At 40.2% G+C, this 16,406-nt stretch carries 9 protein-coding genes; 8 read left to right on the plus strand and 1 reads right to left on the minus strand.

Annotated features, from left to right (window positions below; genetic code table 11):
* Positions 1 to 238 precede the first annotated feature (238 nt).
* Positions 239 to 3,358, plus strand: coding sequence for a T9SS type A sorting domain-containing protein (locus tag DKG80_RS09570; RefSeq protein ID WP_109831106.1), 3,120 nt, complete (start codon positions 239 to 241; stop codon positions 3,356 to 3,358).
* A 181-nt stretch (positions 3,359 to 3,539) separates the two neighbouring features.
* Here the strand turns inward: DKG80_RS09570 and DKG80_RS09575 are convergent, their stop codons facing one another.
* A complete protein-coding gene (locus DKG80_RS09575) occupies positions 3,540 to 5,114 on the minus strand; it encodes a tetratricopeptide repeat protein (protein WP_162555787.1) in 1,575 nt (524 codons plus the stop codon).
* 257 nt (positions 5,115 to 5,371) lie between these two features.
* Here DKG80_RS09575 and DKG80_RS09580 point away from each other — a divergent pair, with 257 nt between their 5' ends.
* The 7 genes from DKG80_RS09580 to DKG80_RS09610 all read left to right on the plus strand — a co-directional run bounded on the left by DKG80_RS09580 (position 5,372) and on the right by DKG80_RS09610 (position 16,375).
* A complete protein-coding gene (locus DKG80_RS09580; RefSeq protein WP_109831108.1) occupies positions 5,372 to 6,928 on the plus strand; it encodes a sulfatase-like hydrolase/transferase in 1,557 nt (518 codons plus the stop codon).
* A 99-nt stretch (positions 6,929 to 7,027) separates the two neighbouring features.
* Positions 7,028 to 8,530, plus strand: a complete 1,503-nt coding sequence (locus tag DKG80_RS09585; protein WP_162555788.1) for a glycoside hydrolase family 28 protein — start codon at positions 7,028 to 7,030, stop codon at positions 8,528 to 8,530.
* Between the two features lie 104 nt (positions 8,531 to 8,634).
* On the plus strand, positions 8,635 to 10,152 hold the full coding sequence (locus DKG80_RS09590) for an alpha-L-fucosidase (RefSeq protein WP_109831110.1): 1,518 nt from the start codon (positions 8,635 to 8,637) through the stop codon (positions 10,150 to 10,152).
* Between the two features lie 24 nt (positions 10,153 to 10,176).
* Entirely contained in the window at positions 10,177 to 11,673 is a 1,497-nt protein-coding gene (locus DKG80_RS09595) for a sulfatase family protein (protein ID WP_221409095.1), read from the plus strand.
* Positions 11,674 to 11,796: 123 nt separating this feature from the next.
* Positions 11,797 to 13,215, plus strand: coding sequence for a sulfatase-like hydrolase/transferase (locus DKG80_RS09600; RefSeq protein ID WP_109831111.1), 1,419 nt, complete (start codon positions 11,797 to 11,799; stop codon positions 13,213 to 13,215).
* Positions 13,216 to 13,297: 82 nt separating this feature from the next.
* The gene (locus tag DKG80_RS09605) at positions 13,298 to 14,740 is read left to right on the plus strand and encodes a sulfatase family protein (RefSeq protein WP_109831112.1); all 1,443 of its coding nucleotides are present in this window, start codon (positions 13,298 to 13,300) and stop codon (positions 14,738 to 14,740) included.
* Positions 14,741 to 14,944: 204 nt separating this feature from the next.
* Positions 14,945 to 16,375 (plus strand): sulfatase, encoded by a 1,431-nt coding sequence (locus DKG80_RS09610; protein ID WP_109831113.1) that lies wholly within the window; start codon positions 14,945 to 14,947, stop codon positions 16,373 to 16,375.
* Positions 16,376 to 16,406 lie beyond the last annotated feature (31 nt).

Genomic DNA, 16,406 nt, shown 5'->3' on the forward strand with positions numbered 1-16,406 from the left:
ATTTTGTTTGTGTGATTAATTAGTATCTATATCAGGTAGAGTTCAAGAATCGAACCTTAGTGCAGATCTTAATGGTTCATTGACCCTACTTACCTCAGAAGTAGATATCCTATATTCTAGGGACTATTTAATTCATGTAAGCATCATTTAGAGTTCTTCATTCTTTTCATCTAAGCGTCGTGCAGAGTATTAGATGAAGGGTGCCAGTAAGATGATTTATTAACTATAATTATTAACTATGCTAAGACTAGTACTCAGCCTTATTATGTGTTTGGGACTCAGTGGAGCGGTGTCAGCCGCTGAGATTCATGTTTCAAAAAATGGGAATGACACCAATTCGGGGACTTCTTCCAGTCCATACCTCACTATCCAAAAAGCCGCTAATGTAGCCGTAGCAGGAGACGTAGTAATTATTCATGCAGGAACGTATCGTGAAACGGTTACGCCAGCGAATGATGGTACTTCAGGAAATCCAATTACTTTCAAAGCAGCTAGTGGAGAGAAGGTCGTTATTTCAGCAGTTAACGAAATTAATAGCTGGACTTCAACAGGTAACGGAATCTTCAAAGCGAATGTGACCATGTCACTTGGTATCGAAGATAATGCTTTGTTTTATGATGGAGATATGATGGATATCGCTCGTTGGCCAAATAACGCAGACAATGACCCATATACTCCAAATGCCAATTACATCACGGGAGGTTCTGCATCACATATTAACTACTCAGGCATACCTAATTTTGACTGGAGTGATGGTTATATGTGGTACTTGGGAGGTCATTCAGGTGCTAGTTTTACTCGAAAGATAACAAACGCTACCACGTCAAGAATTGACTTTCCAGCAGTAGATATTTCAAAATGGCCATTTAGCGTCCATAACCCTACCGTCACTAGAAATGGTCATAAAGGGATTTTTTACCTCTTTAACAGTAAAGATGCTTTAGATATTGCACGAGAATATTATTACGATGCAGCTAACCAAGAGGTCTATTTTAAGGCTCCAGGTAGTGTCAATCCGGCTTCAGGTAAATGTGAATATAGAGCACGTTTATACACCTTTAACATCAAGAAAGACTACATAGTATTGGATGGGGTTGAAACATTTGGAGGAATCATATTGATAGATGGAGACTATAATGTTGTCCGAAACTCTACGGTTCGACACGGTATTCCCATTTTGGATGAGCTAGACAATACCAATGCACAGATCAGCCGTGGAGCTATTACTATAGAAGGGAGTAATACACTTATTGAAAGAAACCTGATAGAAAACGGTACGTCCAATGGTATTTCAATGTTGGCTGCATGGAAAGGGTCGTCAGACAACACGATTCGTAATAATGTAATAAGAAACTTCAACACAATTGGTAATCATGCGGAGCCAGTTAGGTCAAGCTGTCCAGGTACTGTAGTAGAATACAACACGATCAGTGGTGGTGGTAGAAGTGGTATATATACAAGTGGATCAAATGCTACTGTGGCTTATAACAATGTATATGATGTAATGAAAGTCAATGCTGATGGAGGAGTGTTTTATACCGTAGGAAACGATGATTATAAAAACTCGGAGATTCATCACAACTGGTTTCATAGTTCTACTGCAGCGCCACATGCGGGGTACAAGGTAGCCGGTATTTATCTTGATAACCATAGTAAAGGATACAAGGTGTATAACAACGTAGTCTACAAAATTTCTTGGTCAGGTATCCAGATCAATTGGGACAATTGGGGGCTTGATATATACAATAATTCCATTTACGACGCTTTAGAAGGAATGGGACGTTGGGAAAATGGTTTTACTCTTGACGATGTAGTCTTGATAAATAACTATGCAAGTGTAGGGCCATGGTATGGGACTGATATCCAGTCTGAAAATATTATCAATGCCAACAACCCTTTCATTAATCCAGCAGCTCTCAACTTTGAGCCATCAAATGGTTCATACCTTGTAGATGCAGGTAAAGTTATTCCGGGATATACCGACGGTTTCAAAGGGTCGGCACCCGACATTGGAGCATATGAGCGAGGTGGGACAAAATGGGTTCCAGGAGCTGATTGGACTCCTGTTGATAATACTCCTGGAGCCAACACCGTAGCGATTTCAAATGCTCCTCAGTCTGTAGTTACTGGAGCAACATTTAATGTACAAATCGCCTATGAAACGTCGGCTCAGAATGAGATCGTAGTAGCAGTAAATGACCCTTCAGGAAACTGGATCAGCAGTGTCAAACAAACTGTCAATGCAGGGACAGGTAATGTGACCATCTCCGTCCCACAGTCTACGCCTTTGGCACTGGATACAGATTATAAATTGGGTATTTCCCTCAGGCCAGTAGGAGGGAACTTTGGTTCCAATTTGGATTATACTTCAGCACTATTTGATATAGTGTCAGCAGCACCAAGTGGCACCGTAGCTTTTAGCAGTGCACCTACCTCGGTCAAGACTGGAGAAAGCGTCGAGGTTACAATCGATTATACAGCTTCTCAACAATTGGAATTATTTGCTATTGTCAATGCTCCTTCAGGTACTTGGTTAGCTAATGATAAACTAACTGTCAATGCTGGGTCTGGTTCTGCTACCTTAACCGTTACTCAATCAATTGATTGGGCAGTAGGAAACGATTATAAGCTTGGCATTGCGATAAGACCTGTAGGTAGTGATTTTAATTCTAACATTGATTATGAGTCTGTATTTTTTGATGTCACACCATCGGTGGTACTATATTCATTTCAGAACCAAGGCAGCTTTAACTACATCAGTTCTGCTAACCCAGATGTTCTAAACTGTAATGCAACTTCTGCTGGATCTACTGAACTATTTGAAATTATCGATAATGGGGACGGTACAGTTGCTTTTAAAGGAAGTAATGGTCTATATGTAAGTTCAGAGAATGGTACAAAAGAATTGACATGTACACGTACTACAATAGGAGCTTGGGAAAAATTTGTCATGGAAGACCATGGTAATGATGTCTATGCTTTGAAAGGGAACAATGATCAATACGTAAGAAATAATATGCTCTGCACCAGTCCAGGAGCATCGGATTGGCAGAAATTCAAAATTAATGGAGCTTCTTCTGCACGGTCTATTGAAAGTATTTCGACAACTCTATCAGAGATTGAAATTGTAGTATATCCTAATCCATCAAGAGGAATCATTAATCTAAAATGGGGAACTGAAGTAGACCAAGCTACAGTCGCTGTGTACAGTGTCAACGGCAGATTAATGTATGAAGAGAAAGTCTATCAATCATCATCAGTTGATCAGATTGATTTGAGCTCTCTCAATAAAGGGATGTATCTAGTAAAGTTCATTACTAATGGTAATGCAGTAAATAAGCAGTTGATGATTAAATAATACAGTAAATATTTGACACTAGTTTTCACTTATCAGTGAAGACTAGTTGTCGAATTTTTGATGAGTGACAATAACCGCAATTGAACTACTCCATCCTTTCACTAAGCAATATTTTACTCATCCAATATCATTTAAGTGCGGTTGTCTTGTTTCGTAACTCTATGATATAGATAGTTTAGGGTTAAATCTTTTCGAGATAATTACTCAAACTTTCCGCTCGCTCCATTCCCATCTTCTTTCGAATCCTAGATCTAGACATATGGACGCTATGAACCGAAATACCCAAAATATGAGACATCTCTTTACTGTCAAATTTCAGTTTTATTAGAGCGCAGTGCTTAAGGTCATTCTGTGTAAGAGAGGGGTGTGTCTTTAGAAGCTTATCATAGAATGTGGTATTAGTTTGAGTAAATCTACGATGAAAGTCCTCCCAAATCTTTTGATCGTTTTGTCGGGTTCTGTTCCTGATTGAAACATATAATTCTGGAGCCTTTTCTTTGACCAACTCTAATAATTCATTGATTGACTTTTCTTTCTCAATAAGCTGTAGCGTGTTGACAGTAAGCTCTTTGGTCTTGATCTCTAGTACTTCATCCTTTTTTTCTTGTTCCAAGATCATTTGACGCATTTTGATTCTTAATCTATAGAAGACGAAGACGATTGTAGAAACTAAAATCAATATTCCGATGATCAATTGTAGTCTAAAGCTCTGTTTGTCTTGCTCTTCGATGAGGTTTTGCTGAGCAGCTATCTGTATATCTTTTCTTGAGAGAGTCCTTTTGAATTTGCTTTTGATTTCGAATAGCTCCTTATTTTGTTTACTCTGAGTGGTGAATAGTGTATCTGAAATACGCTTACTCATACTCATGTATTCAAGAGCGGTTTTATACTGTCCATGTTGGGAGTAGGTAAAAGCTAGCTTTTCAAGGACTCGTGGCTTCCTCTCTTTGTAAGCGTTCAGTGTATCAATAGCCTCAATAGATTGATTCCAAAAGTATACTGCACTATCCGTTTCGTTCAATGCATTTTTAAGATCCCCCATGTAGTCATAAACCAACACTATAAAAGCAGGTTTGTTTTTTTCAAAATGCTTCACCAAGTCTCTTAAATAAATTTTAGCCTTGTAAGTGTCACCTTTAGAGAGATAAATATGACCATAATAGCAATCAACATAATGCAAGCGTTTGGTATTGGGAGATAGTAAATAGCAAGAATCAAGATGCTTTAAAGCAAAGTCATATTCATTCATGCTGATATACTGCTGAGCGATCGAAAGGTGAGGTTGTAAAAGATCTTTTGGTCGGCCCTTTGATTTAGCTATATCAAGACACTTCTGTAAGTAAGAAAGCGAAAGACTATCCTGACCAAAAACGCCATACATTACACCATATTTGATGAGAAGCTTCATCTGAACCATATAGTCTGTTGATCTAATGGCATCATGCTCGATTTCGGAAAGGACATCGAATGCACCATTAAAATCCCCAGCTCGTCTCTTTAGATCGGATAGCTCTATTCTACACCTAAGGTAGGAGGCTGTATCTCCTTTATCCAAAAAGAATTCGGCACCATTGATAAAGAACTGCTGACCTTCAAGATTATTCCTTCTTGATAGGAAAAAACCATAATCTACATATCGTTTTTTGAGATAAACTGTAGTATCAAAACTGTACGAGGTAGATGCCCAGCTTTTTAAGCTACACGCAAGGAGAGTAGCAAAAATCAAGAGAATATGTAGTCTTACTTTACAGCACATGTGTACAAATCGCAGTTTGGGCTCAGATAGAGTATGGTGAATATAGTTTATATGTGGTGAGGTTGTACTTGTGTATAGTTCTTATGTTGTTGAATATAGCAGAGTTTGTCCTTTGTTTTTTGACTTTTGAACTGATCAAATGCAAGCTTATTAGAAGATGGATTGTTGCTATTCAGGTATTTACAAATGCGGGTTACTTAACTGATTAGAAACTAATAGGGTAAGTTAAGCTTGATGGAATAATCAACGAATACTATATGAGAATGATAAGAATAAGCATGCTAATGCTAATTGTAGTAGTAACAACATCACAAGTTCAAGCTAAGAAAACTGTAAAGCCAAATGTCATAATGATCTACACTGATGATCATAGATATACAGGCGTACATGCCCTAGGAGGTCAAGCCGTCTTTACTCCAAATTTAGATCAATTAGCTGCTGAAGGTATCGCTTTTACGAATGCTTATTTACAAGGCGCATTCACTGGAGCTACCTGCATTCCTAGTAGATCAATGTTGCAGACAGGAAGAAATCTTTTTCAGTTAGGAGAGGGACAAGGAAGAACTATTCCTACAGAGCATAAAACTATGGGAGAGGCATTCAAGGAAGCTGGATATTTTTCCTATCATGTTGGCAAATGGCACAACGATTTTGAATCATTAGCAAGGTCATTTGATGATGGAGCCAAGGTTTCGGGAAAGCCAGCCTATCTGACAGATCAATATCGGATGCCTTATAGCGATTGGAAAGCAGATGGGAAGTACAAAAGATCAGAGTGCTATTTGCTAGAGTATAATGAGAATGGAGAAGTGATAAAAAGACCATTGATTAAGAGTGACAAACGAGGACCGACTGCCACAGAGAAAACAGGCCCTCATGTATCAGAAGTTTTAGCAGGTGAAGCCTCTACTTTCATTTCAAATTATGAAAACAAAAAGCAGCCCTTCTTTATGTATTTGGCATTTCCTACGCCACACGATCCTCGACAGGCACCTCAAAAGTACAAAGACATGTATCCAGAAAATGAAATTGCATTGCCTCCTTCGCATATGCAAGTTCATCCTTTTGACAATGGACATATGTATCTCCGTGATGAGAAACTAGCACCCTGGCCAAGGACTCAACAAGTAGCAAGACAACACCTTTCTGACTACTATGCAATCATTACACACTTAGATGCTCAGATAGGTAGTGTGATCAAAGCACTTAAAGAAAGTGGTCAGTACGAAAATACGATCATAGTCATGGCAGGAGACAGTGGGCTAGCAGTTGGGAATCATGGGTTGATTGGTAAGCAAAGCGTCTACGATGAAGACGGAATTCATATCCCCTTTATTTTATCAGGAGGTTTGATTGAAAAAGGTCACAAAGGTAGGAGAGTAGATGCATTAGTATATAACTACGATATCATGCCGACACTATGTGAACTTGCAGGAGTGACTACCCCAAAAAGCGTTACTGGTAAAAGCTTAGTTCCAATAATAAATGGTGAATCTAAAGCTGTAAGGAGCTATACCTATCATGCCTATCAACAAGTGCAAAGAGCCTATAGAAGAGGAGATTTTAAACTCATAGAATACGTGAGAGCTCCTATTCCAAAGAATTATGCTAGAGAAGCACATATAGCTGGCTCAAGAGTCACACAGTTGTTTAATATAAAAGACGACCCTTGGGAAACGATCAATCTCGCTTTTCTTCCAGAGTATGAAGAGAAAGTCGATGAAATGCGCAAGGAAATGAAATCTAGAGCCAAGGAGTTAGGAGATGTACCTGATGCTAAAAGATCTGAAGTGGACTTCTGGGAGTATTTTTAGCAAGTACAATAGTAGTTTATTCTAAACATTCCTTACGAAATATTGATAAGAGAAAAGATATGCCAAATGCATATGTCACTCAAGCAAATAAGTATTAAAGTGAAATATATATATATCACTCTATTAGTAGTATTGATTACTTTCTTAACAAAAGCAGAAGAGAAGGCTTTCAATATTCTTGACTATGGCGCTAAGCGGTCACACGAAGTTCCAAGTACTGAAGCTATTCAAGCAACGATAGATGCATGTTCCGCTAATGGTGGCGGAAGAGTTATTATACCTAAAGGGACATTTACGACAGGAACTTTATTTCTAAAAAGTAATGTCACCATCCAAATGGAAGCTCGGTCGGAGCTATTCGGTTCTACTTCACTGGAGGACTATGCTGCAGTTCCAATAGCAACTGAAGAGCCTCGCTTTTCAAAGTGTTTGTTTTATGCCAAAGGAGAAAAAAATATCAAGTTCATCGGTCATCCTAGAACAGAATTAAATGGTCGTGGGTATTTCTTTAAGCATAGTAAGGAACGTCCTAAGCTGTTTAGGATAGAAGAGTGTACCAATATTGAATTTGATAATATGATCATTAAAAATTCAGGTTCATGGTGTGTTTACTTCAGGGAATGTGATTCTATCAATATTCATCATACTGCGCTATACAATAAAGAAAACCGAAATAACGATGGGATGAACTTCGACGGCTGTAGTAATGTAAGGATAACTGATTGCAACCTTCAGGTAGAGGATGATGCAATTTGTTTGAAGAGCAGTGTAGATCGCATGACGGAGAATTTTTATGTGGCCAACTGTACTGTAAGTAGCTACTGGGCCTCACTGAAGTTTGGAACAGCCTCAAAGACCGGTTTTAGAAATATCAAAGTAGAGAACTGTCAGTTCTTTGATAGTAGACATGGTGCTATTAAACTGCTTGCAGTAGATGGAGCTATAATTGAAAACGTTGAAATCTCGAATATTAAATTATATAACTGTGCAGGCCCGATCTTTCTAAGGTTAGGAAATAGAGGTCGAGACTACTCAGAGTCCATTAGACAGGTATATAAAGCTGATGCAAAACCAGAAGGTCGGCCAGTGGGACAAATCAAGAATGTTACCTTCAGAAATATTGAAGCCAGATTGACAGGTCGAATAGACCCTCCTACAGAAGGGGTTATGTTCACAGGATTGCCAGGGCATTACATAGAAGATGTGACACTGGAGAATATAAATTTCTCTTTTACAGGCTTTGGAGATCTAGGAGTAAGAGACAAGGAAGTATTGGAAGATGAAGCCCGCTACCCTGAGCAATTATTCTTTGGGGTATTACCATCCTACGGAATGTATCTGCGTCATGTCAAAGGATTAAAAATGAAGAATGTTAGGATGACCTTGAGAAATCACGATGATAGACAAGCTATAGTGATGGATGATGTGATAAAAAGTGACTTTTCAAATATCAAATTTGATATCAGATCAGAAGCAAAGTCAGGAATTGTAATCAAGAACAGTACGAAACTTCACTTTAATTCAGTGAATGCTAATGGAGAAGTAGAGAGGTTAATAGAAGTCCAAGGAGATAGAAGTAAGGACATAAAACTTACTGACTAGGAATCAAAATTGCTCTTTGCAATGGCTGTAAGTCCCTATTGGTGGATGTTCAAGAAACTTGCATGGCCATTTTAATATTAATAAGACTAAAAAGGATAAATTAAATGTATCACAAAATTATATTGACTTTGGGAGTTGTTCTAGGATTGTTGGGCTGTGAGCCTCAAGAAGTCGAGGAGACCTCTCGGTTGGAAATAGAACCATACGAAGCTAATTGGACTTCACTGCAAAGACATAAGACACCTCAATGGATGAAGGACGCCAAGTTTGGAATATACAGTCATTGGGGAGCACAATCAGTAAAGCTTGCTTTGAATCAAAAAGACATGTCTGATAAACGAGCCATAGAGCTGTGGAGTGGGGCAAAGTTTAATGCAAAAGAATGGGTTGAGCTGTACCAAAGAGCAGGGGCACAGTTTGCCGGACCAGTAGCGTGGCATGTCAATGGTTGTCTTAACTGGGATAGTCAAATTACTGATTGGAATAGCGCAAAAAAAGGACCGAAGATCGATATCTACGGAGAGCTGGCTAAAGAAATCAGAAGGACAGATATGAAGCTAATGGCTTCCTTTCATAGCACTGCCCTATGGGGGAAGATGAGCAAGGCTGATAATACGCATCTCGATCCTGATGGAGATTATTCTAAAACCGGTAGAACTTCTAGGGTACATGGGGCAGAAGGGAGATATACCGAGGCTTATATGCAAGGTTGGCTAGAAAGGATGAAAGAAGGATTCGAACTATATCAGCCTGATATGGTTTGGGTAGACGTAGGGTTTGGAGGTACTTTACAGATGGAAAAGAGGCATTTACTAGAGCTAGGTAAGAGAACTCAAACAGAGAAAGAGTATATAGTAGACTGTATACCTGAGCATATCCAGATGGATTATTTATCGAGCTATTTCAATGCCGCTCAGATATGGGGTAAAGAAGTTTCATTTGCCTATAAAAGTTTCGACATACCTCCAGGTATTGCTATGAGAGACATTGAAAATGGAAACTTAGACGGTCTACAGTATGATCCATGGATGGCCGATATCAATATGCAGCAGCATATCAAATGGCCAACGGTATGGTTTTACAATCCTGAAAATACCATCAAAGGGGCCGATATATTGGTGGACATGATCGTAGACATTGCCTCCAAAAATGGGAGAGTTCTTCTCAATGTTCCTCCTAAAGCAGACGGCTCATTTGCTGAAAATATAAAAGAGGAACTTTACAAAATTGGAGACTGGCTTATGTTAAATGGAGAGGCTATTTATGGAAGTTCTCCATGGTTTTTCTATGGCGAAGGTCCAGCTTATATCAAGAATCCTGGACATCATGGTCAAGGCAAGAAACGAGGAGAAGAAATTCCAATTTACGGATTAGAAGATATTCGCTTTACGCAAAAAAATGGATTCCTATATGCAATTCTATTAGACTGGCCTGGAGAAGAAGTGTCTATCAAATCGCTAGGTTACATGGGGAAATTGCACCCAAGAGATATCAAAAATGTAACCATGATTGGTTCCAAGGAAGAGCTCACTTGGGAACAGAATGCTTACAACCTGACCGTAAAGTTGCCTAAAGTAAAGCCATGTGATTTCGCATATGTGTTAAAAATTCAAAGAAAATAGACATCGTATATAATTTAAAAAGGTATGAAGAAGTTTGCTGCAGCTTTTATGTTATTGATGGTTTTCTTGGTTTTAGAATCTCAATGTCAAAAGAGACCTAATATTCTTTTTGCAATAGCAGACGATATGTCTCATGCAAGTGCGTATGGATATAACTTTTTGAGTACACCTAATTTGGATCGAGTAGCTGAGCAAGGGTTAAGGTTTAATCGAATGTACACTCCAAGTAGCAAATGTGCTCCTTCCAGAGCGGTATTGTTGACAGGAAGAAATCCATGGCAGCTAGAAGCAGCGGCAAATCATCAGCCTACATGGCCAGTGAAGTTCAAATCAGTGGTAGAAGTATTAGGCGACAACGGCTACTTTACAGGATTTACAGGTAAGGGGTGGAGCCCTGGTATTCGTCCAAAAGGTAGAAACCTAACAGGAAAAGTTTACAATCAACTTAAAGTGGATAGTGTTCCAGCATCCAAAATCCATAAATATGATTATACAGAAAACTTTAAAAAGTTTTTGTCCGAGAAACCAGACTCAATACCATTCTTCTTTTGGTACGGCTGTAAGGAGCCACATCGAGGATATGAGTATAAATCAGGAGTAAGACTAGGAAAGAGCTTCGATGATTTAGACTTTGCACCATCTTTCTGGGGAGAGTCCGACATGGTCAAACATGATATTTTAGATTATGCAGTCGAGGTAGAGTACTTTGATTTTCATTTGGGGGAAATTCTTGACCACCTGAAAGAAGAGGGAGAACTAGAGAATACTTTGATTATAGTGACCTCAGATAATGCAATGCCTTTTCCAAGATATAAGGGGCATCCTCATGAATTTGCAACCAGAGTGCCGTTTGTTGTGAGTTGGGAAGGACAAATTTCTAATTCTGGACGAGAAGTAAATGAGTACTGTAGCTTTATCGACTTTGCACCTACACTTTTGGAAGTAGCTCAGGTTTCAGATAAACAGTCAGGAATGGCAAAAATAGAAGGAAATAGTCTTACAGATATATTTCAAAATAAGGCATCCAAGAGAGATTATGTACTTACTGGGCGAGAAAGAAACGACTGTGTGAGAAAGAATGGGTGGAGCTACCCTGTGAGAAGCCTACATAAGGGAGACTATGTCTATATGCACAATTTTGAGCCTGATAGATGGCCCTGCGGTGAACCCGAGACAGGCTATAGGGATACTGACGGGAGCCCGACTAAAAGCTATACACTTAGCTTGGGAGAAGGAACAGAAGAGTTTGAATTATGCTATGGTAAGCGCATTCAAGAAGAACTTTACAATATTAGAGAAGACCCAGAATGCCTCAACAATCTAATTGGAGATGGTAAGTATATACAGCTTCAGAATAAAATGAAGAAAGATTTATTTATCAAGTTAAAAGAGCAGAGGGACCCTAGAATGTTTGATCAAGGAGAGGTTTTCGATGAATATGATTTTGAACGACGAAATAAAGATTACTTAGAGCTCATCGATAAAGTGAGAGCACAACAGAGAAACTCTAACAACAAATAATAAACTAATACGGGGGTGTTTTAGTATAGGGTGGTTTCTTGAATATTTATTCTACCCGATTGCTCCATTGAATTTTTAGCTTGGTAACTCATTACATAACAGAAACAGACAATCAAGAAATATATGTACCGAACGAAATTAAATGTAGCTTGTATGGTAATGGGGCTGTTGGTCATGAGCATGGTTTCATTGGCTAATCCGAAGGATAACCGCCCCAATATAATAGTCTTCTTAGCAGACGATATGGGGTATGCAGATGCAGGTTTTACTGGAGCTAAGGATATCAAAACACCTCATTTGGACAAGCTAGCTTCAGAAGGAATTGTCTTCAAACAAGGATATGTCAATCACCCATTCTGTGGCCCCAGTAGAGCAGCATTGCTGTCAGGCAGATATCCATACCGATTCGGATTTGAGACCAATCCAGCCTATGACCCAGCCAACCCACTCATGGGAATTGATCCCAATGAAAAGTTATTTGCAGCAAGACTTCAGGAAGCAGGTTATAAAACTGGCGCCATAGGCAAGTGGCACCTAGGTGCAGCACAAGAGTTTCACCCCAACAACAGAGGCTTTGACTACTTCTATGGATTCCTAGGCGGAGGACATGATTATTTTAAAATAGACCTGACCAAAAAAGTATGGGAAGCATATTTACAAGGTTTAGTAAGAAACAAAAGACCAGCCGACTTTGATGGCTATTTGACTACAGCCTTGAGTCAAGATGCAGCCAAGTTCGTATCGGACAACAAGAACGAGCCATTCTTCCTATATGTAGCCTACAACGCGCCACATCAACCGCTACAAGCACCAAAAGAAGATATAGAAAGATATTCCTTTATCGAAGACAGGAAACGTAGAACCTATGCAGCTATGGTTGATGTGATGGATAGAGGTATTGGTGAAGTAGTACAGTCCCTCAAGGACAACGGAATCTATGATAACACATTGATTTTCTTCCTAAGTGACAATGGAGGACCTCAACCCAAAAAAGGAAAAGGAGGAAACGCATCTAGTAACCTCCCCTTCAGAGGAGGCAAAGGCAGTCTATATGACGGCGGTGTGCATGTGCCCTTTATCGCCTGTTGGCCAGATAAGTTCAAACCAGGAACTTATGACTATCCAGTCAATTCACTAGATATCGGACGTACAGCAGTAGAGTTAGCTGGTGGTGATGCGCTATCTGGCAATACCATGGAAGGAGTCAACCTAGTCCCCTATGTGACTGGGGAAAACAAAAAGGCACCTCATGATGCCATCTACTGGAGGGGAGGAAACGGAAGTGCATGGTCAGTTTTGACTTCTGATGGTACCAAGCACCTTAAGACTGGCGGGAATAAAAATCCACAGCTATTTTATTTACCCAAGGATATATCAGAATCAAACGATCTAATGGAAAAGAAGCCAAAGCAAGCAGAAGAGCTTCGAGGTCAATGGGAAACTTGGAATGAAAAGAACATTCACAATAAGATGCTAGGGTATAAAGACTACCACAAGAAACGTGACGCGTTCTACGAGCAAGCAGTACCAAGAGCTAAGTAATGCTTGATCATTCATTTAAACATACAAATAGATACCAATTAAGTACTCATAAGACTGTAAGAAATACAAGAAACAAGATACAATGAAAAATAACCTACTACTCATCATAGTTGGACTCCTAATCCTTGGATGTGCTGGAGAAAAAAAGACAGAAAAACCTACCCTAGTAAAGCAGACTAAAGAACGCCCAAATGTGCTCATTATCCTAGCTGACGACCTTGGCTGGGCTGATGTAGGGTTCAATGGAAGTACTGATATCCCAACACCCGCACTAGACAATATCGCCGACGATGGAGTGGTTTTCTCAGCAGGATATTGCACACACTCTTACTGTGGGCCAAGTAGATCAGGATTGTTAGCAGGAAGGTATCAGCAGCGGTTTGGCTGTGAGAATAACCTCGGGAAGACCTTCGATGGAGAGACGCCAGGGTTACCATTAGAAGAGCAGCTACTATCCGAAGTGTTACAAGACAATGGATATCAAACTTGTGCGATAGGGAAGTGGCATCTAGGAAACGAACCCGCATATTGGCCATCAAGTCGAGGATTTGACGACTGGTTTGGGTTCGCAGGGGGCTCGAGAAACTACTGGGGCAAGTCTACAGGGCCTGGATTTTCAGCTTGGCAGGAGATCATGAGAGATGGTCAACCAGAGCCTAGAGAGAACCTAGGGTATCTCACAGATGACTTCTCCAATGCAGCCATAGAATACATCGATCAATACAGCCAGTCTGAAGAACCATTCTTCATGTACCTCGCCTACAATGCACCCCACGCTCCGATTCAGGCGACCAGCGAATATTTCGATTTGGTAGATCACATCGAGCAAGGAGAAAGAGCCGCCTATGCCGCCATGGTAGCCGGTATGGACGTAGGTATCGGAAAGGTAGTAGACAAGCTGAAAGAAACAGGGGAGTATGATAATACCATCATATTCTTCTACAGTGACAATGGCGGACATGGAAAAGGCTCTGATCAGTCGCCCTATCGAGGACAAAAAGGATTGTTATTCGAAGGAGGAATCAGAGTGCCATTTTTGATGTCATGGCCTCAGGGATTTAAAGGGGGACAAAAATATGATCAACCCATCATCGCCTATGACATATTTACCACCGTCATGAGTGCAGCAGGTATCACATCAGAGAAGCAAGACCTCCTATCAGGAGTGGATTTAGTGCCATATTTGAGTGATACCAAGACAGAAGGAGTACCTCACAAAGAACTTTTTTGGAGGTATAGTGATGGTGCTGGATTTGCCGTGCGAGGAGGTGATTACAAGTTGGTCAGAGAAGCCGTACGAGAAGAATTATTCCTATTCGACTTATCTACAGATCCATACGAGCAAAAAAACATAGTAGATGAAAAGCCAGAAATAGTCAAAGAACTGCTCGCATCCTATCAAGAGTGGAATAAAGAAAATGTAGAAAACCTATGGCCAGACGCTCACTTGCCCAACATAGGTAAGATGAAAAAAGCCAGAGAAGCCGCTGTCAAGAAAGCCACAGGAGGAGAGAATAGGTATTAGCATTTAAGAGTAGTGTGATAGCCTTTTGGATTTAGATTTTCTTCCATAAGGCTGTCGGACTCCTAAAAACTAACCGTAGTGTCATCCGAGCACTGCGAGACAATTTAATCTGGTAATTGAGTATGCTACAAGTAGTAGATTGTTGGAGCATCCAAGGATGAGTCAAAAAAGCATGGTTAACTCAAAAGCATAAAACAACGAAGCATGAAACATACAATACTGCTAATAGTACTTTCAGTTTTTTTGACAAATCAATCGTTCGCACAAAAAAACAACATTCTCTTCATCAGTATCGACGATCTTAGGACACAATTAGGCGCATACGGAGAGGAACAAATGATCACACCTAATCTAGATGCACTGGCTAAAGAATCGAGGCTATTTAATCGCCACTATGTCCAAGTTCCTACCTGTGGGCCATCACGAGCCTGTATGCTGACCGGTAAGAATCTAACAGCAGTGTCAGACATCAGTCACGGGCATTTAGCCAAGCAGCTCAAAGGAAAGCCAGAAACAGATAATCCAGAGACATTTATCCACCACCTTAAGCGAAACGGATACTACACCGTAGGTATGGGCAAGATTAGTCATCAAGCCAGTGGCCATAGAGGGAAAGAATTGGAACTACCTCATAGCTGGGACAAGTTCGTATTTGATCCGAATAACCCTTGGAAAGGAGCATTGTTGCATTCTTATGCCAATGGAGTCCATCGTAATAAAGAATATCGACCAGCCTATGAATTCAAAGAGGTAACAGATGAAGAATATTCAGACGGCTACTTGGCCAGTCTGGCAGTAAATGAACTAGACCAATTAGCCGGTAAAGATCAGCCATTCTTCATGGCAGTAGGCTTCTTCAAACCCCACTTGCCATTCGGTGGGCCAAAGAAGTATTGGGATATGTATAATCATGGTGATATTGAACTCTCTCCTAATCCAGAAGTCCCTCAAGATGTTGATAGAGTATTCCTTCATCCTAGCAACGAGTTCTTTGGTCAGTACACCCACCCAGAAAAGGGAGGTTTTGGAGTAAGAATCTCTGATGAATATGCCAAGAACGTGATTCATGCCAACTACGCGTCCGTCACCTACACAGACGCACAAGTTGGAAAGATCTTGAACAAGCTAAAGGAACTCGGGCTAGATCAAAACACGATCGTCATCGTATGGGGAGACCATGGCTGGCACCTAGGAGACCAAACCATTTGGGGCAAGCACAGTGCTTTTGAACGAGCGCTGAATAGTACTTTTATGATTAAGATACCAGGTATGAAAAAAGCTGGAGTGCCTACTGATGCCCTTGTAGCGTCCATCGATGTATATCCGACCATCTGTGAATTAGCTGGAGTAGAAAAGCCTCAAGGGCTAGATGGTAAAAGCATGGTGTCTCTACTAAAGAACCCAAAGTCAAAAGGCAAAGAAGCAGTTCATAGTTACTGGAGAAACATCATCAGTATCCGAAGCGATCAGTACCGCATGGCATGGTTCTACAATGGAGAAAGAGAAGAAGTAATGCTATTCGATCACAAAGCTGACCCAAACGAAACCATCAACATAGCCAAGCAAAACCCTAAAGTAGTCGAGGAACTAAAAGAGCAAATTAGAAAGTTAAACAAAGGGTTTCTACCCTTGTAGGTTGAAAGGGAAGTTATCTGAAAATAGTAGA

The sequence above is a fragment of the Reichenbachiella versicolor genome, assembly GCF_003171675.1.
Lineage (GTDB): Bacteria > Bacteroidota > Bacteroidia > Cytophagales > Cyclobacteriaceae > Reichenbachiella > Reichenbachiella versicolor.